This window comes from Enterococcus sp. DIV0561 (assembly GCF_050539875.1).
Taxonomy (GTDB): Bacteria; Bacillota; Bacilli; order Lactobacillales; family Enterococcaceae; genus Enterococcus; species Enterococcus faecalis.
This window is the reverse complement of record NZ_CP172927.1, coordinates 654,117-678,763: the sequence shown is the minus strand read 5'-3', so window position 1 is coordinate 678,763 and position 24,647 is coordinate 654,117. Positions and strand designations below refer to the sequence as shown.

At 34.4% G+C, this 24,647-nt stretch carries 20 protein-coding genes, 1 tRNA gene and 1 riboswitch; of the genes, 4 read left to right on the top strand and 17 right to left on the bottom strand.

The genetic code is table 11. The annotated features are described in order from the left end of the window. Positions 1-137: 137 nt before the first annotated feature. The 5 genes from metK to rpoN all read right to left on the bottom strand — a co-directional run bounded on the left by metK (position 138) and on the right by rpoN (position 6,406). Positions 138-1,322 carry a methionine adenosyltransferase gene (metK, locus tag IGM13_RS03340; protein ID WP_002355656.1) on the bottom strand — a complete coding sequence of 395 codons (1,185 nt, stop codon included), beginning with the start codon at positions 1,320-1,322 and terminating at the stop codon, positions 138-140. Then, positions 1,320-1,415: riboswitch (SMK box riboswitch) on the bottom strand. Its footprint overlaps the gene before it by 3 nt. 75 nt (positions 1,416-1,490) lie before the next feature. Then, entirely contained in the window at positions 1,491-2,183 is a 693-nt protein-coding gene (locus tag IGM13_RS03335) for a hypothetical protein (RefSeq protein WP_002420079.1), read from the bottom strand. After that, positions 2,176-2,871, bottom strand: coding sequence for an ABC transporter ATP-binding protein (locus tag IGM13_RS03330; RefSeq protein WP_002420078.1), 696 nt, complete (start codon positions 2,869-2,871; stop codon positions 2,176-2,178). Before IGM13_RS03330 ends, IGM13_RS03335 begins: the two co-directional genes overlap by 8 nt. 125 nt (positions 2,872-2,996) lie before the next feature. Beyond that, positions 2,997-4,874 (bottom strand): acyltransferase family protein, encoded by a 1,878-nt coding sequence (locus IGM13_RS03325; RefSeq protein ID WP_002373449.1) that lies wholly within the window; start codon positions 4,872-4,874, stop codon positions 2,997-2,999. Positions 4,875-5,074: 200 nt separating this feature from the next. Beyond that, the gene (gene rpoN / locus IGM13_RS03320; protein WP_002366210.1) at positions 5,075-6,406 is read right to left on the bottom strand and encodes an RNA polymerase factor sigma-54; all 1,332 of its coding nucleotides are present in this window, start codon (positions 6,404-6,406) and stop codon (positions 5,075-5,077) included. 58 nt (positions 6,407-6,464) lie between these two features. Here rpoN and IGM13_RS03315 point away from each other — a divergent pair. After that, positions 6,465-6,536: transfer RNA gene (locus tag IGM13_RS03315), tRNA-Arg, on the top strand. A gap of 655 nt (positions 6,537-7,191) precedes the next feature. Here the strand turns inward: IGM13_RS03315 and IGM13_RS03310 are convergent. The 6 genes from IGM13_RS03310 to IGM13_RS03285 form a co-directional block, all read right to left on the bottom strand. Further along, the gene (locus tag IGM13_RS03310) at positions 7,192-7,392 is read right to left on the bottom strand and encodes a cold-shock protein (RefSeq protein ID WP_002355647.1); all 201 of its coding nucleotides are present in this window, start codon (positions 7,390-7,392) and stop codon (positions 7,192-7,194) included. A gap of 205 nt (positions 7,393-7,597) precedes the next feature. Then, the gene (locus IGM13_RS03305; RefSeq protein ID WP_430598723.1) at positions 7,598-9,910 is read right to left on the bottom strand and encodes a lectin-like domain-containing protein; all 2,313 of its coding nucleotides are present in this window, start codon (positions 9,908-9,910) and stop codon (positions 7,598-7,600) included. A 127-nt stretch (positions 9,911-10,037) separates the two neighbouring features. Next, a complete protein-coding gene (locus IGM13_RS03300; protein WP_002383036.1) occupies positions 10,038-10,697 on the bottom strand; it encodes a WxL domain-containing protein in 660 nt (219 codons plus the stop codon). A gap of 47 nt (positions 10,698-10,744) precedes the next feature. Further along, a complete protein-coding gene (locus IGM13_RS03295; protein ID WP_002420075.1) occupies positions 10,745-11,773 on the bottom strand; it encodes a DUF916 domain-containing protein in 1,029 nt (342 codons plus the stop codon). Between the two features lie 12 nt (positions 11,774-11,785). After that, positions 11,786-12,478 carry a winged helix-turn-helix domain-containing protein gene (locus IGM13_RS03290; protein WP_002383033.1) on the bottom strand — a complete coding sequence of 231 codons (693 nt, stop codon included), beginning with the start codon at positions 12,476-12,478 and terminating at the stop codon, positions 11,786-11,788. Then, the gene (locus IGM13_RS03285; protein WP_228067377.1) at positions 12,475-13,950 is read right to left on the bottom strand and encodes a helix-turn-helix domain-containing protein; all 1,476 of its coding nucleotides are present in this window, start codon (positions 13,948-13,950) and stop codon (positions 12,475-12,477) included. Before IGM13_RS03285 ends, IGM13_RS03290 begins: the two co-directional genes overlap by 4 nt. 162 nt (positions 13,951-14,112) lie before the next feature. On the opposite strand from IGM13_RS03285, the gene IGM13_RS03280 reads away from it, so the two are divergent. Then, positions 14,113-15,555 (top strand): helix-turn-helix domain-containing protein, encoded by a 1,443-nt coding sequence (locus IGM13_RS03280; RefSeq protein WP_002383031.1) that lies wholly within the window; start codon positions 14,113-14,115, stop codon positions 15,553-15,555. Between the two features lie 188 nt (positions 15,556-15,743). On the opposite strand, the gene IGM13_RS03275 is transcribed toward IGM13_RS03280, so the two are convergent. The 5 genes from IGM13_RS03275 to IGM13_RS03255 form a co-directional block, all read right to left on the bottom strand. Beyond that, positions 15,744-16,151 carry an NUDIX hydrolase gene (locus IGM13_RS03275; protein WP_002420072.1) on the bottom strand — a complete coding sequence of 136 codons (408 nt, stop codon included), beginning with the start codon at positions 16,149-16,151 and terminating at the stop codon, positions 15,744-15,746. Positions 16,152-16,176: 25 nt separating this feature from the next. Next, on the bottom strand, positions 16,177-17,961 hold the full coding sequence (locus IGM13_RS03270; protein WP_048945178.1) for a glycerophosphoryl diester phosphodiesterase membrane domain-containing protein: 1,785 nt from the start codon (positions 17,959-17,961) through the stop codon (positions 16,177-16,179). Positions 17,962-17,990: 29 nt separating this feature from the next. Further along, positions 17,991-18,500 (bottom strand): SA1002 family membrane protein, encoded by a 510-nt coding sequence (locus tag IGM13_RS03265; RefSeq protein WP_002420070.1) that lies wholly within the window; start codon positions 18,498-18,500, stop codon positions 17,991-17,993. Positions 18,501-18,666: 166 nt separating this feature from the next. Continuing rightward, positions 18,667-19,050 carry a bacteriocin gene (locus IGM13_RS03260; RefSeq protein ID WP_002358745.1) on the bottom strand — a complete coding sequence of 128 codons (384 nt, stop codon included), beginning with the start codon at positions 19,048-19,050 and terminating at the stop codon, positions 18,667-18,669. A gap of 24 nt (positions 19,051-19,074) precedes the next feature. Continuing rightward, positions 19,075-22,425: an isopeptide-forming domain-containing fimbrial protein gene (locus tag IGM13_RS03255; RefSeq protein WP_267580288.1), complete on the bottom strand. Its 3,351-nt coding sequence runs from the start codon at positions 22,423-22,425 to the stop codon at positions 19,075-19,077. A 464-nt stretch (positions 22,426-22,889) separates the two neighbouring features. Between IGM13_RS03255 and IGM13_RS03250 the strand changes: the two genes are divergently transcribed. Continuing rightward, the gene (locus tag IGM13_RS03250; RefSeq protein ID WP_002383026.1) at positions 22,890-23,294 is read left to right on the top strand and encodes a DUF1622 domain-containing protein; all 405 of its coding nucleotides are present in this window, start codon (positions 22,890-22,892) and stop codon (positions 23,292-23,294) included. Between the two features lie 20 nt (positions 23,295-23,314). Here IGM13_RS03250 and IGM13_RS03245 read toward each other — a convergent pair whose 3' ends face one another. Next, positions 23,315-23,833 carry a hypothetical protein gene (locus IGM13_RS03245; protein ID WP_002420012.1) on the bottom strand — a complete coding sequence of 173 codons (519 nt, stop codon included), beginning with the start codon at positions 23,831-23,833 and terminating at the stop codon, positions 23,315-23,317. Positions 23,834-24,028: 195 nt separating this feature from the next. Here IGM13_RS03245 and clpP point away from each other — a divergent pair, with 195 nt between their 5' ends. Further along, entirely contained in the window at positions 24,029-24,622 is a 594-nt protein-coding gene (gene clpP, locus IGM13_RS03240) for an ATP-dependent Clp endopeptidase proteolytic subunit ClpP (RefSeq protein WP_002355633.1), read from the top strand. Positions 24,623-24,647 lie beyond the last annotated feature (25 nt).

Below are 24,647 nucleotides of genomic sequence, written 5' to 3'. Positions count from 1 at the left end.
ATTTTCTAAATTGCTCCATAGCTATTCTATACAAAAAAGAACAAAATGTCTTAAAAAAATGCTTTTTCATAAAAAAATTATTGTAAAAAAACAAGAAGTCAGCCAAGTATTGGCTGACTTCTTGTTTTTTTATTTAATTATTCAGCTAAACTAGCTTTTAACGCTTCAACTTTATCTGTTTGTTCCCAAGGTAAATCAATATCTGTTCGACCAAAATGACCATAAGCCGCAGTTTGTTTATAAATTGGGCGACGTAAATCTAGCATTTCAATAATACCTGCTGGACGTAAATCAAAGTTTTTACGAACTGCTTCGATTAATTTACTTTCTGGAAGATCACTCGTACCAAACGTATTAATAGAAATAGACACTGGTTGCGCCACACCAATTGCATAAGCTAATTGGACTTCTACTTTTTTCGCCAAACCAGCAGCAACAATGTTTTTCGCGATATAACGCGCAGCATAACTAGCAGAGCGGTCAACTTTGGTTGCATCTTTTCCAGAAAAAGCGCCGCCGCCATGACGAGCATAACCGCCATAAGTATCAACGATAATTTTACGACCAGTTAAGCCGGCATCTCCTTGAGGGCCACCGATTACAAAGCGACCAGTTGGGTTGATAAAGTATTTTGTTTCATCATCTAAAAGTTCATGAGGGATCACCTCATTGATTACTTGTTCTTTAATGTCTTTTTCGATTTGTTCTAAGGTTGTTTCATCATCATGTTGTGTACTGATGACAATCGTATCCACACGTTGTGGTTGACCTTGATCATCATATTCCACTGTTACTTGAGATTTTGCATCAGGACGTAAGTAAGGTAAGACTTTTTCCTTCCGCAATTCTGCTAAACGGCGAACCAAACGATGGCTTAACGCGATCGGTAATGGCATTAATTCTGGTGTTTCGTCAACGGCAAAACCAAACATTAAGCCTTGGTCACCAGCGCCAATATCGTCTTTTTCATCTTGATCACGCACTTCTAAGGCTGCGTCAACCCCTTGAGCGATATCAGGTGATTGCTCATCGATTGCTACAAGAACTGCGACAGTCTCTCCATCAAATCCATATTTTGCTCGTGTATAACCAATATCTTTCACAGTTTGACGAACAATTTTTTGGATATCTACATAAGCTGTTGTAGAAATTTCTCCAAATACTAGGACTAAACCAGTTGTTACGGATGTTTCACATGCCACGCGGGCCATCGGATCTTTTTCCAAAATCGCATCTAAAATTGCATCACTGACTTGGTCAGCTACCTTATCTGGATGTCCTTCTGAAACGGATTCTGATGTAAATAAATGTCTTTCTGTCATAATGTTATTCCCCCTAAATAGTTTCGGTTACAAGGCATCTTTAGTAAGTAACGACAATTACTTGCTAAATCCTTTCGGGAACTTGTAACAAAAACAGTATACCAGATATCTAAAAAAAAAGCTTAGGTTTTCAAGAAAATCATTAACCTATTATAAATTTCTATCACACTATTCAATAAAGAATAGCGAATTTTTAACTATCTTACTTGTTGCCATAGTCAGCAAAATACTACAACTTATTAAAAAAAGAAAATAAAGTAAAATCTTCACTAAAGAAAACTGTACATTGAATAAAATATAGGCACTTGCGAGAATGCCACCTAAAGTCAGCGAACAAAAAACAGAAAGATACTCTGCCACCTTTTTATCTTTGATAATTACCGAAAGCAATAGAACTAAACTTCCTAACAGGTAAGTAATAAAAGGTAAAGTAACTACGTTCTGTGGTGCCAATAGATAAAGATATGGACTCTGTTGGTTATTTAAAATAACAAAACTAATAAGTAGTTGAAACACTTGAAAAGGTACACTAATCATTACAGCAACCACTATTTTTCCAATAACTACCCTAGTTATACTGACAGAAGACAGAAGTAATAAAGGTAAAGTCATTTGCTTTTTTTCTTGAAGCATTGTACTCATGATAAACATAGCAGCAAAGCTACCGGCCAAAGTAAAGCTGGAAAATAAGTTAGCTTCATTTGGCAAAACAATTCCTTCTGAACCGCCGCTTTTACTAATGAAAACTGTAAAAAAAATCAAATAAAGCATTAAACCGAAATATTTCCAAAGATGACTTTTTAATTCCAGAAACTCACGTTTAATCACTACTTGAATTTCATAAAAAAATTCTTTATTCATGGTGTTCACCTACTTTTTCCAAATAGATTTCTTCTAAATTGACTCCTATATTTGGCTCATTGAAGCAGACTTTTCCATTATTTAATATTAAAAAATTAGTACATATTTCTTCAACGAAAGCTAAATCATGACTATTAATTAAAATGATTTTCCCTGCTTCTTTTAAATGAATAATTAATTGTCGTAACTTCTTTTTCATTTCTGGATCTAAAGCATTCGTAGGTTCGTCAAAATAATAAGCTTCACTCTCTCTTAAAAAAAGCATTGCCAAAGCAACTCTTTTTTTTAATCCCTGTGACAATTTATCTACACGTTTAAACTGATAGTCTATTAATCCAAATTCTTTTAACACTTGTGTCAATTTTTTTGACTTTTGTTTTTCCCCCGACAGCTCCAATTTAAAAAGTATATTTTCTCTGACTGTCAGTCGTTCATAGAAACCACCCATTTCCGGAAGATATTCTACTTTTTTTATATAATTATGTACTACACCTTTGCTCGGCTTCAGCAAACCTAAAACCAAATAACTTAGTGTTGTTTTTCCCGCACCGTTGTGTCCGAGAATCCCCCAACATTGTCCTTTTTCGATTTTCCAATTAATATCTTCCAAAACAAAATAATTTTTTTTGTAGAAAAAACTAATATCTTCAGCATAAATTTCGCTGTTCTCACTCCGATTTTCTCTCATTATCTACCTCCTATAAAAAAGATTATTATTTATTTATCGTAACGTAAACACCATATTTTGTAAACGATTTCTTTATCTGCAACAAAAAACTCCCAGCCCCTTTCATCTGAGCTGGAAGTTTCTTGCTACTGTAAAATTTTCTCCGCGATAAAGTGTGTATATTGCTCGCCACCTGCCACATTTGGATGAACTCGGTCATCATAAAACCAATCATCATGGGCGTTACTATAATTAAACCAGTCAATGACCGTTAAGTTATCGTATTTTTTGTCCATTTGACTAAGTAAACTATTCACTTGATTTTGCCATCTTCTAGTTGGAACGCGAACATTAATCCAATAAACTTTTCGATTACCTAACGCTTTCATAAATTCATCAAATTGTGCCTCTGTAAAAGGACCATTCGTACCTAAACTCACTAAAACAGTATCTTTGAGCATTTTCTTTTTGTCTAGTTCACCAATTAGTGAAATGCTACTATACAATTGACGGCCCACTTCCCCATCGATAATCATTTTAGGAAAAATATCTTGTAACCCGCTAGCACCATCTAGAATAACAGAATCACCAATAGTTGTGATTTCTAAATTCTGCGCTTTTTTTACTTGCTCTGGTGTGAGTTGTGTGGGTAGAACATCTTGGCTTTCACTCGGTTTTGTACTACTTTCTGTGGACGTGCTACTATTTTTCGTGCCACTTTCTTGGACTTCTTTTTTACGTTCTTCAATTTTTTGCTGATTTTTCGCAATATTTTTTTCTAGTTGCTCTTGTTGCGCACTTTTAGCGTTTGCTGGGGCCACAATTAAACCGAATACTGCAATCACGCTAATCACTGTCATAAAGGCCATTGTCCCTTTTTCACGAAGGTCCCACGGTTTCCGTAAGAACTCAGTGAATTGAGTCCAGACATCCTTATAAGACAATCGTGTCAGTGGATGTTCGATAAAACGATAAGACAATTCGCTCACGACTAAAATTAATGCTATTTCAACCAATGAATGTAGAAAAACATGGTCCGATAAGGTCTTAATTTTGGCCTCATAAAAAATCATGATGGGGAATTGATACAAGTAAATGCCATAACTCCGTTTACCTATCCACGTAAAGACTGGATTCGTTAACCAACGATTCATATCTGCCCCTGGATGTGCAGTGACGGCCACTAAGACAGTGGCTGCCAAACTAATTAAAAACATGCCGCCATAATAAACAAAATTTGTATGATCTGATAATGTTAAAAAGGCTAATACTAAAAGAACTAAGGCACTTAACCCAGCGCCATTTAAGATTTTTTTAGAGGCTTCTGGAATTTCTTCTTTCAAACGTGTGCTTGGCCAAACATACGCCAATGCACTACCTAGTAAAATAGAAAAAACACGTGTGTCTGTTCCATAATAGACACGTGTAGGATCTGCGCCAGGAACATATAAAACGGCCATCAGCGTCACCGAAATTAAGGCGCCGATTAAAACTAAACTGAAAATTCGACCGCGCTTACGAACAAAGCGTTCCAGAAGAATAAAAAGTAATGGCCAAATTAAATAATTTTGCGCTTCAACTGCCAATGACCAAATATGTACAAATGGCGATTGTGTCGCAAATCCATCAAAATAAGAAAACCCTTTAAAAATTTGCCACCAGTTGTTGTAATAAAAAACACTACTAGCGACAACGCTGCGAATATTGTTTAATAAATCCTGCTGAAAGAGTGTAATATAACTAACTGCACTTAAAAGCATCACAATTAATGCTGGATACAGCCGTTTCATCCTTCGCACATAAAATCCTTTTAAATCAATGGTCTGATTTTCTGCCCATTCTTGCCGCAACAAGTCGTTAATAAGATAACCTGAAACAACAAAGAAAATCGGAACACCTAAGTAGCCACCTCGCATGACTTGGGGAAAAAGGTGATACAAAATCACGCCAATTACAGCGATCGTCCGAATGCCATCAAAACCTGTAATATAGCGTTTTTTCTTGCTATTTGCTGTCTGATTCATTTGTGCTTTCCAACTTTTCTATAAAATTATTCTTTTCCTTTATTTAAAGAAGCAAGTAACTTTAATATACGTTTTTTCCTAGGAAATGGCAAGCAAACTTTGCCTCCTTTAGGCTTTTTTTACAATTCAAAAAACCAACATTTTTTAAATTAAAAAAAAACAACCAAAGCTTATGAAAATCACTCATAAGCTTTGGTTGTTTACTCATATCGTTTTCGTTTAGATGAAGATGGAATCCCTAAGGCTTCACGATACTTTGCCACCGTTCGACGGGATATTTCCATGCCTGAATCTTTTAATCGCTCGACTAATTTTTGATCAGATAACGGTTTACTTTTTACTTCTTCATCAATTAATTTTTGTAGTTGCTTTTTAACCATTGTTGTTGAGACATCCTCGCCATCTTCTTCTGATGAAAGAATACTTGTGGAGAAGAATGAGCGCAATTCAAAGACGCCAAACGTGGTTTCTAGATATTTTCCATTGACCGCACGACTAACTGTCGATTCATGAATAGACAAAGCATCCGCAATTTCTTTTAAAGTCATTGGTTTTAATGGCCGATCTGCTTCTAAAAAGAAGGCTTCTTGACGGCGCACAATTTCTTGCCCTACACGTAAAATTGTATCCCCCCGCTGATTCACTGCGCGCTCTAACCATTCAAATTCGTTTTTCTTATCCTTAATATATTCTTGGACTTCTTTGTCGTCAGTCTCTTGCATTCGTTTGAAATAATTTTCTTGAAAATTTAATGTCGGTCGACCGGCTTTGTTGGAAATCACCACTATTCGATCTTCCTTGATTCGGACAGTTAAATCTGGTCGAATATACAATTCCTCGGTCGCATCAAAAATATTCCCTGGCGCTGGCGATAACGTTTGTATATAATCAAAAATCAATTGAATTTCTGCTAATTCAATCCCGAATTTTTTAGCTAACGGGCCCCATTTACGACTCACTAAGGCATCAAATTCTTCCTCCAATAAAATATACGCCAAATTAGGCGCGGTATCGTCTCGTTCTGTTTGTAGCATCAAACATTCTTGTAAATTGCGTGCCCCCACACCTGCTGGATCTAGCTGTTGTAACAAAGTTAATGCATCTAGCATTTGAATGGCGCTTGCTTCGGTTTTCTCTGCCGCTTCTTCTAACGAAATCGTTAAATAACCATTCACGTCTATATATTCTACTAAAAACAATACCAATGTTCGCAAGTATGTATCGCGGTAATTCAAATGAATTTGATCAATTAAAGACTCAAATAATGATAAATGATAGTCTGGAATTTGATTCATATAATTATTTTCTTCGTCTTGGTTGGTGTAAGAACGACTAGTTATCGGAAAATCTGTGGTGTACTGCGTGTCTACTTGTAAATCAATTAATGGATTCTCTAGTGCTTTCGCTTCAACAAAGGCAGCGAGTTCTTCCGTATTAAATTGTAAAATTTGAATGGATTGTTGAAGCTGTTGAGTCATGGCCAACTTCTGGACTTGTTTTTGTTGTTGGGACATTCGTTGCTCAAATTTCATTATTTTCGTCCTCCCTCTTGTAATTTTTGTCAATATCAGCTAAACTAGTATTCGTGCCGCGCCCTTAGTGTAGTGGATATCACGTAAGATTCCGGTTCTTGAGACGGGGGTTCGATTCCCTCAGGGCGCGTTATTTAAATATGTTGATTTATCAACGTTTCTGGACACTCTTTATTCATCTAAAGAGTGTTTTTTCTTGTTTAGGAATGATTTTTCTATCCGTAGTTTTTTCAAATGTTGCTTGTGGCAAGCTCAATCGCACTTAACGCGACAACATTTGTTCTGCTTCAGCTACAAATCCAATAAGGTTAAAATTCCTCCGTTCCTATTGTAACGCATAACGTTTCCTTTTTCTATCTGCTAAACAAAGTATTACGACAAGCAAACACCTGCTTCTCTCTTAAAGATCCCTTTCTGATTATATAGTAAATTGCTTTTAATTTGTTAATTATTTTACCTAAAACTTAATACCCTAATTAAATAAAGAACCTGGGGCAAAAATCACTTTGGATTTTTGTCCCAGGCTTAAAACCTGATAATTGGCGGGAACAGAACCGTTCAGCTCCGACCTCTAAAATACTTAATTAGAAATATGCTACCAGCAATCACAGCAATTATGATTACTAGCCAAAATAATCCACTTACAAGTAACAGCTCAGTTAAGGTCATCTTCAGATTCTCCTCCTTTAAATGGCCTCTGCTTTGTTTTGCTATGTAATTAATGGCGAGATCAGACAACAGCTATCAAAAAAACGGACCAACACGTGGTCCGTTTTCATTCATTATTAAGCTTTTACGATGTTCGTTGCTTGTAAGCCGCGTGGACCTTCTTCAGTATCAAAAGTTACTGCTTGGCCTTCGTCTAAAGTTTTAAATCCATCTGATTGAATAGCTGAAAAATGTGCAAATACATCATTGCCATCTTCACCTGTAATAAATCCAAAACCTTTGTCTGCGTTAAACCATTTTACTGTACCGTTGTTCATATATATTTCCTCCTAGTGCATAAAAATATGCAAGTTATTGCAAAAAATGTTGAGTGGCAAAAGGAGAAGTATAGTTTTTAAATATATAACTCAAATTACTTATCAAAATTGATTACTTAATTACTATAACATATTTATTAGGAATAAACAATGCCCACGACTTTTCCTTGGACTTTCTAAACAAGAAAAATTACTTATTTTCAACTTATGTTGGGGCTGAGATTAGATTCCACTGGATTTTCCCTTGATACGTTCCGATTCCCATTGCATTATTGGGATTAAAATAAAAACCATTCGCTTGTTCTTGATTGACTGTGATTCTAGTTGCTGTATCAGTAGGATTACTCCGTAAAATAGTCACTGGTTCCGTACTAATGGATGTAATTTGTCCATCTAACTGATAATAGAAAAAATTATTAGATGCAGTTAACGCTTTTGACGTTCCGCTTGCTGTATTGACGAAATTTGAATCTACTAAATGGGCTTCCAATAGCCAATTGTCACGTTTTACACGACTATCAGTTATCGCTATTTCTCCTATATTAGTAACTTTTTCAGGATTTCCACCAATTTTCAATGCATCGCTACTAAATGCTTGTGGCACTTTTTCAAATGCTAAAAATCCTTCTAGATATATATCATCTAAAGAGAGAATTTCAGATTTGTTTTTTTCTGAATCCATGCAATATATCTTCAACGTATAGATTCCTGGTGTTAAAAGTGAGGTATCATAGTTCAATTCTACTTCTTGTGTCTCACCAGGAATATGTTCAATTGTTTGTCGATATGGTTCACTTTGCCCTTCTACCTCCATTATAATATCTAAGTAAGAACTATCTTTATCTTCTACTAAAACAGGTATTTTTATTGGACTGCCCTTGTAAAAAGTATTACTTTGCTCAGTTTCTTTTAACGAAACTGATGGAGCATTCTGTTTAAACAATGTGATTTTAGAAGAAGTGGATAAATTATTTTCATTTTTCAATAAATACTCAACCGAAAATTCACCATATGACAATTTTTTGAATGCTTCGATCATATCATAAGAAAAATTACCTTCTTCATTCGTGATCGTTTCTTGGTTTAATGTAACAAGCTGAAGTTCTCCGCCTTGCGCATAACCAATCGCTTGCGTAATAGAAGCGGTACCTTTCGCTATCCAACTGGTTTCAATCGATAATTCAGTTAAATTATTATCTACAATAACCGCTTGATCTTTAGGTGATGTAATTGTAGCACTTAGCGTTACAGGCTTGATAGTAAACGTATAAGGTTCTAAATTATAAATCGCATTTCTTCCAGAAAAACGATTTGTAATATTCTGATTGGTAAAATTATCATTTTTAGTTTTCACTTTAAAACTTATGGTAGAAGAAGTTTGTGTGTTCTCTTGTTTATTACCTAATGGCGGAATTTGATTGTCGCTCGTCTTTAACGTATTCGCTGACCAAATTAAAGTATCTGATATGTTATTTCCATCAATGGTCGTCGTATCAGGAACTATTTCTATTCCTTCAGGTAAAGTTGTTTCTAGTAAAATATTTTGCCAGTTCTGCTTGCCGTCCAACCAGTCTGCTGTAACATTTACTGTATAGGTTGTATTGCCTTCTAGCACTGCACCGTTTGGTAATTCTTGACCGTCTTTGTTTACTACGTTCATCTTTACTTTTGCGTCCACCAAACCTGGTACTCTTTGAAAAACAACATTTTGAACAGCTTTATATGTAGGTCCTGTTGATCCAGTAAATCCCCAATAAGCCGTTGATACACTGCCATTTAAAAAAACTTGCGCGTTCAATATTTCAGAGTTTATGATGATTGGCGTACCTCCATTAATTTGATACGCCAAAACGCCCTTCGTAAAATCCGGCTCGTTTGTTTGCCAATGTAAATCTAACCTATTCCAATTTCCGTTAGCTAAGTCAACATCTGTAATCAAATTATCATGCTTTACATATCTTGTTGACGTGCCTAAAAGTACATAATTATCTTGATAACCTGCTTCCATTCCTGGATAAATGACTGCAATATGACTATTTTTATATACGCCAGAAATGCCATTATCAAAAAAACCGTCCTGTGAACTTCGATTGCCATATAAATCAAACTCTATCCCAATAGAATTAGGAATACCTAAGGTGCCTTTATACTTATTTTCCCCAAGCGCTCCCATTGAAGCCCCCGAATAGGTATACCATTTTAATTCTGGCGTGGCCCCTTGTAAGAGAAAAACCATACCATCACCGGCAGCACCAGCAACCCCAGTCTGTTTAACATAAGCAACCATATTAAAATCTTTTTTAAAATCCAATAAATTATCTTCTGTACTCCAGAGTGCTCCTACTTGATTTGGCAGACCATTCGTAATAACGCCGACATCATCAACCACTTCGGAGGAATTATTAGATACTCCCAAATTTGTTGTAAAAATTCCATCTAGTGAGACTCTGTTTGGTATTGTCTCATCTGCTTGAACACTACTTGAAAATATTAAAAAATAAGCGAGTAAACACAACAAACTAAATCCTTTTATTAAATTACACTTCAATTAATAATCCCTCCTAATGGTTTCTTCACTTTCCTATTGTGGAATGAGTGACAACGTCCAAGTAAATCTACTATAGTAAGTTGGATGCGTCTGTTTGCTATTCACCAATTGGAACTTGCGCGATTGTCCAAGTAAAAGTGCTTTTGTAACTACCAGCTGAATTCCCGTCTGCAATATTCAAAGATGCACCAGAAAATTTAGAAATCCAAGTCCCGTATCCTTCACCGACATTGGCTGACATAACCGTTCCCACATCAAATCCTGAAACCGGATCTACGATACCAGAAATTGATTTAACAATTGACGGGGCTACAGAGGTATTATCTGTTCCCGCTTCAAGACTAACGGGAATTGTGATGTTAACTCCCTTGAGTGCGACATCCGCGCTTTTAAAGCTTGAGATATTTAAACTTAAATTCCAACCTGCTCCAGTTCCTCTTCGATCTGTAATTTGAGCATTTTTTTCATACCCATTTTCAATTTGGGTTGGTGTTAATGTGTCCATAAATTGACCGGATAATCCTTCCCCCTTAAAATCAAAACTAGGAACAGCGTCCAATGTTAGAAGGCCAGTTTGACCCGTTCCGTTGGGGTTTTCTGGATCTGTAATTTGCGGCGTAACTGGGCCAGCCTCCTCTTCCGTAAGTGCTTGTAATGTCGCAGTTCCTTCTGAAATTGCAGGTGTAACTGCCAAAGCCTCCTTACCTAAAAATAATGTTGATCCTACTAACATTGAAAATAAAATCGTTTTCTTCATCTTTCTTCCTCCTAAATAATATATATATAAATAAGAACAACTCGTTCTTATCTATCCCTATTTCTTCTCTTTCTTAAAAGTAATATCATAAGTAATAAAATAACTAGCCCAAACCAGATACAGGTGACTAAATAAATAATTTTTCGATTACTGATTTTGGTACTCGGTATTGCTTCATTTTGGACACCTTTTTTCTCTTTAGATGTAATTTCAAAATCCTCAGATAAACGCCACTTGTTTTTTTTATCTCTCGATTCTATCGTCAGTAGCATCTTATATTTACCTGGTTTAAGCTTGTTTTCCTCAATTTTGTCTGGCGCTTCATAAATACTATTAGGTGCGATGGAAATCCCTTCTTTTTTAAACTTTGCTATTTCTTTTCTATTCATATCTTGAATCGTTTTTTCAACAGAATAGAATGAAACTAACGACGGAGAAACATTAGAAATAGAAGAAATAATTGAAAAATAGCCACCATACGTACCTAGTTTAACTTTGTTTAATTGAAAATCTTTGGGCACTTTTTCCTCATTCATTCTTAATTGACAGCCAATAACCATAGAAAACTCGTTAGTAATTTGAACAGTCTTATTTAAAGACTGTACCTGTTGTTCATCTTTTTCTTCTCGAATATAAAATCCACCTAAAATAATCCCTGGAAACTCCTCCCTTGGTATAGATAATACAAAATCAACGTTTTTCTTTGTATGAGGTTCAATCGAGACCACTTGCTCTTTTGATACGAGTTTATCAAACTGATACTTTAGATTATCCGTATTCTTTAAATCCATACCAGAATAGTCAATCGTTCCATTCCTAGTTGTTTTAGCTGTATTGGGTGTGATTTTTATTTTTATTTTTTTGTCGCTACTGTTGTTTATTTGAATAGTTACTATTTGTTTTTCTCCTTTTGAAACAAGTAAATCAAAATAACTGACATTTTTATTTAGTTGGTTCTCAGGAATGATTGCTGTGGCACTATATGGAATTGCTTGATCTTCTTCAGCACAGACCGAAAGACCATAACCAGCAATTGTCATAAAAATCATCATGAATAAACTAATTTTTTTTACCATAAGAACTCCTCCTTAACAACTTTCTTTAAACTTATAACCAATCGAGCGCACCGTATAAATATAGTCTGAATTCCCAGCAATTTCTCGTAGTTTTTCTCTGACGTGCTTAGCAATAATTGACAAACGAACTGTATCTTTTTTCTCAAACGTTTCTTTTTCCCATATATTTTTTGCGATTTCTTCATAATTCACAACATGGCCTTTTTTATGGTACAAAGAATTAAAAAATTTAAATTCTAACCTTGTTAATTGAACTTGTTTTGAATCACCTATGCGCAGACTTCTTTCTTGTGAATTTATTTGAAAATTTAAGGGAGCCTCTATCGCCTCAGTTTGTTGATTCAATTCTTGGAAAAAAGAATAATTATTCGCTAAAATTGTTTTGATATTTGCTGGTGTAAATTTTGTTGTCAGAAAACCCATGACCCCTAAATTCAAATAGATGATTTGCTCGGAACAGGACAGACAATCCGACAAAACAAAGATAGGTACTTTAAAATTCTTACACAATGCTATAATCACTTCATATTTCAAATCATTCTCTACTTCATTCGAGTGATAGATAAGATAAATCTCCTCTTTATTTGGCTTGATATTTTTTAATTCCTTCTCTGAATAATGGTTACTTTCCGCAAAATATTCTTCTATTTCATCTTTATAAATACTATTCAAATTATTACCGATACAAATTATATTCACTTTCATTGGTTATATCCTTTCTCTAAAAAATACAATTCTTCTACAAACTTTGAGATATTGTTTAATTCAGTGTTCATAAAGTAATTTCTAATATAAAAAATCGGAATCTTCTGATTACTTTTCAGATAACGATTAGAGATAATCAATTGTGGGTTTTCTTCTAAACGATTAACAAAACGTATAGGAATTGTAATAAACTTTTGTAGTTTCTTCTCAATCCGAACTTTGTCCCTATCTCCAAGCGCACTGTAAACTAACACGCTAATTTTTTTATCTTTTTCTAAAAGTATTTCTAAGAGAATTAATTGAAGATAGTCAACTGGTAAAGGCAGCTTTTCTCCAGTATTTCGTTCAAAGTATTTTGAAAAATCGGAAAATAACTTATTGATGTATTTCTCAATAGTTTTATCTAAATACTTTTTTTCAAAGTGATAGTAATAAAAAATTTCACTCTTTTTTATTTTTAAATAAAAATTTGCACCGAGATAGAAATATTCTTCTGGACTAAACTTTATGTCAAAAAATTGAGAAAGCTGATAAAGAATTGTATTCCCAATCAAAAAAGCTTCTTCCGATAAGATAGCTGGAGAAAGATAAGCGGAAACACTTAAAATTGTTTCAATTGTTAACAATTCATCAGTACTGATAAAAAAGTATAAACATTCTAATTCAACTTGATTATTCATCGCATCATTAAAAAAAATATATTTCCCTAACTGGGTTTCAAAATCTTTCAGCGTAAATAATCGATTAATTACTTCAAAGTGATTTTCTTTTGCTTGCAAACGAAAGTCATGCGCCATTCGGATTTTAGTAACATGTAAAAAATATAAAAAGTTTTCTAACGTATTCTGGGTAATATTAGGATAGATTTTTTGAAAATCTGTTTGTATTCGTTTTATTGATTCTTCAGAATATAGATCATCCGGTGCATTGCTACTAATTTTAAATAAAATGAAATAAAAATAGCGAATTTTTTCTTCATCACCTACTAAGAGATACTTTTTATTTTTTTTAATGATTTTCAGATAAAATCCATCCAAAATTCCTCTTAACTGCTTCATCGTTCGCTTGACTGAAGACTCACTAATAAATAATTTTTCAGTGTACTGTTCAATCGTCCGTTGCTTCCCATACAATAAATCTATAAGGATACGATAATATTGACTTCTTCTGAGAAAAACGGCAAAATAATAATCCAAAGTAAAACTTGGTTTTTTATGAAATGAATAACAATTATAACTTTCTATGTGAACACTTAAAGATTGATTCTTATCTATCACCGGAAGTATTTCTATAAATTTACGAAGTAATTCATACAGTGTCTGAACCGATAAATTTGTTATTTCATATAATTCTTCATATGTAAGCGATACTTTTTCACTGCTCGCAATGAATTTTAAAATATCATAAACATTTTTATCCTGTTTTTCTAAAAATTGTTCAAATTTTTCATATGTAATAAAATTTTTACTCATCTTAAAACTCCAATTCATATAAAAAAATTTTTTAATTAAATTACTATCTTTTCCACAAATAGTTTTACTTTATACAGTATATTCTATTCGCATAAAACTTTTGGCTCAAAAAATAGAAGAAAAATTATAAATTTTGAGCGGAAAACATGGAGGATAATATTTATGAGAGCTTTATTATCTGATTCTTTCCAAAGAAAATTAACAGTAATTGATTTTTTGTACGACAATCCTTATCAAAAATTAACAACCATCCAAGAGTACTTCCAATATAATCATACAACCTTGCTTAATGATTTAGCTGATTTGAACAGCATTATTTCTCCCTGTGAAATTATTAAAACTGCAAACCTAGAATATTTTTTACATTTTCCTAACAATACAAACATAGAATATGTATATAGTTGTTTTCTACAAGTGGCCCCTGAATTTAGGCTCCTACAGCAACTAATTTTCAACACCTATCCTTCGACTGAGGCGTTAGCAGAAGCACTATACGTCAGCAATTCAACAGTTAAGCGAATGATTACTCGTATCAATCAGATACTTTTAGAAAAGTTTAGCTTTAAAATTCAAACGTCACCACTTACTTTCAGTGGCGATGAAACGAAAATAATAAATTTTTTTATAGCATTCTTGAAAGAATCCTATGTGACATCTACTCAACTTCTTTCAAAAGAACAGAATATTTTTTTTAATCAACTATTTGAGGAGTCTTTACCTATTCTCAAATTTGCTGGAAACATTGATATCGATAAATTTAGTTTTTATGTCTATTCAATCGTGCTTAGATTTAAACAAGCAGGTAGTTTAGCATTCTTTCCTGAAAATAGACAACTTTATTCCAATCTTGCTGATTATTCTCATTTATTCGACCGCTACTTTTCTATCAAAACGGATACCTCTTTCTTTCATAGCTTAGAATCTATTTTCTTTAATGGTCATTATCTGAAATCTTATAAAGAGTTAGTTTTCTTATCTAAAGAAAATCAACAAGTACTTACAAGAAAGAGACAGATCGAGCAACTACTGGATTATCTAGCCACAGCATTAGCAATCAGTAATCCTAATTACCATGCAATAGTTCTTTATTTGTATAATCTTTCTGTTTCCGATTATGGAGAGGCTTTTATTCTTTTCCCAAAATATAAATTTTTCTTAGAAAATTTAACTCATCATTATCCTTATTTTTACGACAAATGTGTTCCTTTTCTAAAAAAAATACTTAATGATAAATCTATTGATAGATTTTATGAATTTATCTATCACTTAATTATTCGTTGGGATGAATTACAAGCCTCTTTAAATAAACTGCCTCCGAAAATGAAAACGGGTATCTATTTTTTTACAGATATTGAACATAATTTATTTATGAAAAAATTTTTTACTGAGCGTTTTAGGGATATCTTAGCAATTGACAACTTATTCACTTTAGATTCTTCTGTTGATTTAAAAGAAGTTGTAGCGTCCTATGATTTACTATTAACGAATATTCCAATTCCAGATGTGGTAGAACGAAACATCATCTGTTGCTCTTTATTTCCCACAAATGCTCAATTAGAAGAAATTGCCAGTTACTACTCTAAATGGTTAACCACCACTACTTAATTCAAACAAATTATTAATAAAAAGTTGCCATCATTCCAACGTTTATGGAACAATGGCAACTTTTTTAGATTCTGTACTTTCTGATGCTAATATATCTGAAAAATTTTATTTGTAAAAAGATAAAACAAATAACTATGTCTTCTTCAAATTTTCTGACAAAGCCCTAGCAAAAAACACTCCTATTCTCTCTATTTCCAGTTAGTTTTATTTAACTTTAAATAATCACTATGCGCTAAATAATCAAATAGCGGAGCTAATCCTGGTGAAAAATTTACTTCCTCAAACCGCTTAATAAATTGTACGCCTTTAATTTTATTTGGTTCGTTCAGCGTAACTTTTCCTTGGGCTTGTTTAGCAAAATAAAAATGTCCTTGCCAAACGATTGAATCAAAAACGAGTGGTCCAGTAAAAATTTCTTCAAGTTCAGTAATTTCCACTGCTAATTCTTCTTTCATTTCACGAATCGCACATTCCAGCGCTGATTCGCCAAGTTCTTGTTTTCCGCCAGGGAAATTCCAAGTGTCTGGCCGATCTTTTAAAATAAGAATTTCATCTGATTGATTTTTAAGAAGTACTCGCGAAAATTCTTTTTTCATTTCGTTTAACCCTCTTCTTCATTTTTTATTGAGAAGCCACACTTGGCAGCATAAAAATATAATGCAAAATACGATCCGCATACGATGGATTTTTTTCAAAGTCATTGACTTCTTCATTAACTAACTCCAAATCATCGGTAATCACTCCAGCAACGTCCATAAAGAGCATTTTACTTAGTACCTCTGAGTCATTAACTGTCCAAGCATAAACTGCTTTTTTCTGTTGGTCAGCTTTTAAAATGAAGGTATCATTCAACGTAGTAGCTTCCATTGTATACAAATCAGCTTGTGTTTCTGGAAAAGTGAAATTATAGGGCAAAATAAAACTAACTTTTACTTTTGATTTGGCTTTTTTAAACGCTTTGATCACATTGTAGTCGAGAGATTGAACCTGATGGTTATTCTTTATCAAAGGACGTTCATATTTTTCAATAAAGTTAGAAAGCGCACCTTGACTATCTTGTTTAGACGTTTTAATTTCTACTAGTAATTTTTGTTTGGCTTGGTTTGCTTTCGCTAAATAATCATCAAAACTGGCAATTGGTGCTTCTTGGCCATTTTCTTTAACGATCATTTTTGTTAATTCAGCCAACGTAAATTCTTGTGGCGTGCCATCAACGCCGGCGAGTTCTTTAAGGTTTGCATCATGCATCACAACAAATTGATGGTCTTTGGTTTCTTGAACATCAATTTCAATATAATCTGGTTTAAATTTAATGGTTCTTTCCATAGCAGGAATGGTATTTTGTACGCCATTACTATTGGTGACCCCTCGATGCGAAATAATCAAAGGTTTTGATTCTAATAACCCTGTTAAGTAAACAGCGTTGAAAATTATATAGCCGCCAAAAATGGTGAATAGTCCTAGGCCCATTCCGATAGTCACTAATTTATTACGTTTCGTTTCTTTGTCAAAGGCAACTTTTGTCGTCGTTTCTGCTTGAACATTTAATTGTGTATATAAGAAATTAATCAGTAATACTGAAAGCCAAGCATTAGAGACAAACTGTAAAAATTGGACAACCGTTAAATTTAAAATACCACCTAGCAAGCTAATGGTGTCGCTCAAGGTATCTAACTTCAACTGTAGAAGATAAAGTAACACATAAATAACATACGTTGAAACAAATACCGCGATCGTCACAAATGCAATATTACGAATAATGAACCATAATCGTTTGTTTGTCATTGACCAACTAGCCTTAACTGCCTCGCCTGCTTTTTTTCTCTCCAAAATCATTAATGGAAGCGTGTAAATGAAACGAATAGCTAAATACCAGACTAATAACCCAAAAGCCAGTAGCCCCACCAAGTAAGGAATTCGTTGGGACAAAAATTCAACAATAAAATCTGGAATCACGAATTTCGTCAATAGATTACTTTGGAAAATTAGGTTACCAAAAGGGACAATGACAACAAAATAACCGAAAAAGAATAACCACGAACGGGCACCTTGCTTTTTAAGAACTTTAAAAGATGCCTTGGTAACTCCTTTAAAATGAAAGCGATGGTCTTGCCGTATTTGAAAAATCCCTAATAATAAAAAGGTAAACTGATAAAAAACTGCACCTAAAAAAAGTAACAACAAGAGAATTAATAACACCAGAGCAAGCGGCTTTTCTAACAGTAAATTCAGGTTATTAAACGAAAGATAAGGAATACCTTGAGTTTTTAGTGCGTTGGAAGTAGCCCAACTAAAAGCCCCACCCACCAATAATAAAACATTTAAAGTAAAAAATAACCATAAGTACTGCAAGATGTCTTTAAAAAATTGCCTTGTTCCATTTTTAAATGTTTGCCAAGCAGACATACAAACTCCTCCATTCTAAAAGTATCTGATTAAAGTTCTTCCATACGAATCCTAAATAAAACAACGGCAATCCAAATTGAAATAAATGATGGCAAAATAACAATAATGATTGCGACTGGCTCATTAATAGTTCCTTTTAACGTATTTTTTACTTCTGAAGAAACAATAAACTGATCAAAAATCACTTGATAAATAGTAACATAAATCAATACCCATTGAATATAATATTCAATTATTTTCATTAAAGCGATGGGTAAAACAATTTTTTTCGTCGTTAAATTCAATAAAAAATATAATAAAAGACTCGTACTGATGATAACGACTATCCCTAAAAGAAATAACGACTCTAACTGCTCCCCTATTACGTTTGCAACGCCTATTGTTAATAATAAATACATAGCTACCGAAATTAAGATGCTCACACTTAGCATAACAGAAAACAAAAGCAATGCTTTAAGAAAAAGCCACTTATCCATTCTTTTATTTCCAATCAATAAACCTAAAAGAATCACCGACAAAAGTAAAATCAATTCAATCATTCGTTCCTCCTTCCAAAACAAATGAAAATAAATTCATATGTTCAAATTTATTTTATCAAACCAAAATGAATTTGTAAAACATTTCACATGTTATTTAATAAACGACTATTACTAGAAAAAAGACAAGTTTCCTATAAAGGAAACTTGCCTTATCTTTTTATTCTTTTTACTTCGTTATTTTTTGATAGTTTGCGAATAATTGATTCGCATCTCCTTCTCCATCAATTTTCTTGAGATGGCCGTTATCTATTTTAAACATAGATGGCACATGTAAAACTTTATTTTCTCGGATAAATGTTGACCATTCTTTCATGGTCTCTTTGTTGGTTAATTCTACATAGTAAACCTGTTTAGGTGCTTGCAGTAGTTTCTCGAAATCCTGACAATCTGAACAGTTTTTCTTTTTTAAAACAACATAAAATGTTTCGCCAGAGTGTTTTTTTTCTTGATACTCATTAAAACTTAATTCCTTTTTATGCGGAATAAATGTAAAACCTACCAACAAACTAAGTAACAAAATTAACAGACTGAACGAAATTTTTTTATTCATGTTTTTTCTTCCTTTTTAGTTTGTCTAATTTTTTCTTTTTTTATTTTTTGTTATGCCAAAGCTAATAGCCACTATAAGGACAATTAAACCTGCGATCATGTAAAGTGGATTTACTGTTGTATTAGTCATTGGTAAATGAATTCCTTTACTTGCTGATTTCCCAAAATTGACTGGGTTCGTTGGTGCTTGATGATTTGTAGGCGTCAACGGTTTTTTCGGTTTTAGCGGTTGTTTAGGTTCAGGTTTTTTTGGATCTTCTGGTGTTGGTGCAGGTGGTGTTACAGTTGGTTTGTTGGAATGTAACACGTCACCTTCGTTGCCAAAGTTTAAGTCCGCTTGGTTAGGAATCCCGCCTTGTTCAATATAAGGCGCTAATTCTTCGTCCGTTGCATCAGCTTTAATTTTAGTGGTGATAGTCATTGTGTACGTATGTCCAGCTAAGTATGAGTAGCTGTCATCTTTTTTATTCATTTCAAAAGTTACTTTGTTATTTTCTTGTGTTACTTTGCCATTAGCTGTAACATCTTTGCCATTTTCATCAGTAACTTTCACGTCTGTGATGTCTAATAATTGGTTAATATCATCCACCATGCTGGCTTGGGTCCACGTGCTGGTTTCGTTGCCAAAGGCTGTTTTGACATTCCATTTAAATTCTTGGTCGCGGTTGGTTAAATCTAAATGCTCTTGACCTTCGATATCTTTTGTAATCGTTGGATCTTCTGGCGTTGGTGCAGGCGGTGTTACGGTTGGCTTGTTGGAATGCAACACGTCACCTTCGTTGCCAAAGTTTAAGTCGGCTTGGTTGGGAATCCCGCCTTGTTCAATATAAGGTGCTAATTCTTCGTCCGTTGCGCCGGCTTTAATTTTAGTGGTAATAGTCATTGTGTATGTGTGACCAGCTAAGTAGGAGTAGCTGTCATCTTTTTTATTCATTTCAAAAGTTACTTTGTTATTTTCTTGTGTTACTGTGCCGTTAGCTGTAACATCTTTGCCATTTTCATCAGTAACTTTCACGTCTGTGATGTCTAATAATTGGTTAATATCATCCACCATGCTGGCTTGGGTCCACGTGCTGGTTTCGTTGCCAAAGGCTGTTTTGACATTCCATTTAAATTCTTGGTCGCGGTTGGTTAAATCTAAATGCTCTTGGCCTTCGATATCTTTTGTAATCGTTGGATCTTCTGGCGTTGGTGCAGGCGGTGTTACGGTTGGCTTGTTGGAATGCAACACGTCACCTTCGTTGCCAAAGTTTAAGTCGGCTTGGTTGGGAATCCCGCCTTGTTCAATATAAGGTGCTAATTCTTCGTCCGTTGCGCCGGCTTTAATTTTAGTGGTAATAGTCATTGTGTATGTGTGACCAGCTAAGTAGGAATAGCTGTCATCTTTTTTATTCATTTCAAAAGTTACTTTGTTATTTTCTTGTGTTACTGTGCCGTTAGCTGTAACATCTTTGCCATTTTCATCTGTGACTTTCACATCAATGATGTCTAACACTTTATTAATGTCATCTACCATGCTGGCTTGGGTCCAAGTGCTTGTTTCGTTACCAAAAGCTGTTTTGACATTCCATTTAAATTCTTGGTCACGGTTGGTTAAATCTAAGTGATCTTGACCTTCTACGTCTTTAGTAATATTTGGATCTACTGGCGGCGGTGTTACAGTTGGTTTGTTGGAATGTAACACGTCCCCTTCGTTGCCAAAGTTTAAGTCGGCTTGGTTGGGAATCCCGCCTTGTTCAATATAAGGCGCTAATTCTTCGTCCGTTGCGTCTGCTTTAATTTTAGTGGTAATGGTCATTGTGTATGTGTGACCAGATAAGTAGGTATAACTGTCGTCTTTTTTATTCATTGCAAAAGTTACTTTGTTATTTTCTTGTGTTACTGTGCCATTGGCTGTAACATCTTTGCCATTTTCATCAGTGACTTTCACGTCTGCAATGTCTAACACTTTATTAATGTCATCTACCATGCTAGCTTGGGTCCATGTGCTGGTTTCGTTACCGAAAGCTGTTTTGACATGCCAATCGAAACTATCTTCACGATTGGTTAAATCTAAGTGATCTTGATTTTCGATATCTTTTGTAATCGTTGGATCTTCTGGCGTCACGTCACACGCATGCGCATTGTCATTTTTAGGAATCGTCGCTTCTGGAAATTCCTTAGCAATTGTTCCTTGATTCATTGTCCCACTACTTACAAGGGTTGCTGCATCAATCGCTGTATTTTCTTTGACTTCGTAGTGAATGGTGATGTTTCCTACGTAACCTTCTGTACTAGTTGCTGAAATGGTTTGTCCGTTAATTTGAACAGGCACATCATTTCCAGCATCGTCCGTAGCGGTCGCCGATTGAATATCAAATTGATTGGCAATCGTTAATGAAGCTGTTGCTGGTGTCGATTGCGCCAGACGATCTTTGACAATTTGTTTTAATTGGGTTGTAAAATCATCAATAGATTGGCTTGTAATAAAATCTTCTGGTGTGCTAGATCCTTGTTGCAACTCTTGTTTTACAAAAGGACCCACTTCTGTTTTATACTTATCAAAGTATGAATTCACTGAACTTAAAGATTCGACACTTTCCCAATACGCATTAATCATTTCATAGCCTTGGTTAGTAATTTCTTGGTTTAACGCTAAAACTTCTGCTGCAGCACCTTGGTAGTCATTACTATATTCCACTGAGACTTGAAGAGGATGTCTTGGATCTGGATATTCATTGATTGAATCATTGGTATTGGTTTTATGCAAGTAACCATCTAAACGTGTATTAGCGACCCCATCTGTCACTAATAGGAAATACGTTTTTCGATTCGTTAAATCTCCGTGTGTTTGATTGTACGTATCTAAAGCGAGTTTCAATCCTGGGGCGGTTGGCGTACCACCATACGTCCGAACGTCTCCAAAACCAGAGACAAACTTGCTTTTATCATGGGTTAATTGAGTATCAACACGCACATTCATGTCATAATCAGCTGAATTAATTTTTGTCTTTCCATCAGGAAACATAAATTGTTTTCCGCCGCGATATGAAGCAAGCATCACGCGGTCTTGGTCAGACAAGCCTTTAACAACTTCATCAATCGCTTGTCTTACATGTGGAAAATTATCTGAAAAACTACCACTGGCATCTTCAACAACCACTAAATCAACCGGTTCCGTTTCACCCGCTTGAACTGGGAAAGCAGCTTGTCCTTCCAATATCCGTTTACAATCAGCCAGACTGTCGTCTTTTACTTTCACCGTATTGGTCATTCCTTCTATATCTCCTGCTTTAACCGCTCCTTCAGCTAAAGCCAATGTGGGACTGAAATTTCCCACAACTGTTCCAGCGACAATCACCATTGTCGATAATAATTTCGTTGCTTTCTTAAACATTTTAATCCTCCCTATTTTCTTTCGCTAGTGTTTGGGACACTTGCTTCTCTTTACTTCAACTACAGCTCCTTAAATCTTTCATCAAGTCGATGTGTCTCCTTGCTTTTGTGACACATCTCTTACTCAATTTCTGATTCTATCACCTTTAAAGGCTAAAACTTGGCAGTATTCGGCTCTTGAAAACGTAAAATTTGTCTTTTAAAAATTAATGAAAAGACTATCCACTGACAAAGTTGGTTTTCACTTACTTTTTGACACCTGATTCCTTTTAAAAGTCTTTTTTTACACAAAAAAAGTAAAAGAACCTTTACAATCCTTTTACTTAATTGTTAGATGCTATTCATAATTTTCTTAGTTTTGTTCTATAAGCTGAATAGTTTAGCCCGTTTATTTCAACAATATTTGACGTTAGTCAACCGTTTCGTTATAGTTAAAGAAAAGGCTTTTTGGTAGGAGTGAATACGATGAATGAGTGGCCCCATCAGTTAATGACGCTTTTAACCCCACTTTTTGAGCTATGTATTTTAGGACTGAATGTTTTTTCAATTATTGTTTTAGTTTGGGGTGTTTGTTTAGCAGGAAAAGATTTCATTAAAAGTGAACGACAAAATCAAAGCCGCTTTACCTTAACCAAAATGAATACGTTCATCAAAAACTTCCTTGGTAGCTACATTCTGTTAAGTTTAGAAATTTTAATTGCTGCTGATATTATTGAATCTATTGTTAAACCAACTTTTCAAGATATTTTGAAATTGGCAACCTTGGTGATCATTCGTACAGTTATTTCTTATTTCTTACATAAAGAAATTGAAGACACTATGACCGATATGGAACAACAAGAAAAAGAACCAGATACCCCCAAAAATTAGCGGGTACGCTGGTTCTTTTTTTATTTAATCGCTTTAAAATAATGAAGTGGTTCGTTAGACAAACGCTGCATTTTACGTTTTTTATCTTCAATAATTGCTAAAATCTCGTCTGAAAAATTTTCCAAAATAACACGGCCGCCTTTATAGGTGTGCCCACCCATTTCAGCAACTTCGCTGGCCGTCAAAATGACTTTACGATGCGCAATTTTTTTGAAAAATTCTTCAATTAAGTACGTCGGTAAGTAAAAATTATTTTGAGCAGAAAATGATTCCAAATAAATAAAATCATCGATGCTGATGAAACAATCATCCATCGATAAGTATTCAATTGATCTGTCTATATATAATTCACGCTTTTGTAAAATTTCTTTGACTTTTTTATTTAATAAATTCAATGATTCAATTTCTTTAACCAAATGTTCTAGTTCACGATAACGTACTTCTTTTCGCTCTTTGTAAGATGAATGTAAGGCGGCACTTGCTGTGACTATTAGCGCACCGATGATTACACCGACCATTCCGGCGATAAAAACAAACATATTTTTCCCCTCGCTCTTTTCTAATTTTCCATTTTAGTATAACATAATCCAAAAGTTTCGGATAAAAAATGACACAAAATTTTTCAAGCGACTTCGTTGACCTTTATTGACCAAAGAGGTATACTTTTCATAGGCATTCAAAGTGCTTTGTGATAGAATGACTTTAAAAGTTTCTTTATATAGGAGGATTTACTTATGAATTTAATTCCAACAGTTATTGAACAATCATCTCGCGGTGAACGTGCTTATGACATTTACTCTCGTTTATTAAAAGACCGCATCATTATGCTAAGCGGCCCTATCGATGATAATGTGGCAAACTCAGTGATTGCACAGTTATTATTCTTAGATGCCCAAGATTCAGAAAAAGATATTTACTTGTACATTAACTCTCCTGGTGGCAGCGTTTCTGCAGGCTTAGCGATTTTCGATACCATGAATTTCGTTAAAGCGGATGTCCAAACGATCGTATTAGGAATGGCGGCTTCAATGGGTAGCTTCTTATTAACAGCTGGTCAAAAAGGCAAACGTTTCGCTTTACCAAATGCGGAAATCATGATTCACCAACCACTTGGTGGTGCTCAAGGGCAAGCAACAGAAATTGAAATTGCTGCTCGTCACATTTTAGACACTCGTCAACGTTTAAATTCAATTTTAGCTGAACGAACTGGCCAACCAATTGAAGTGATTGAACGTGATACCGATCGTGATAACTATATGACTGCCGAACAAGCAAAAGAATATGGTTTAATCGATGAAGTAATGGAAAATAGTAGCGCCTTAAATTAAAAATAAAAAAAATGGAAACAGCGAC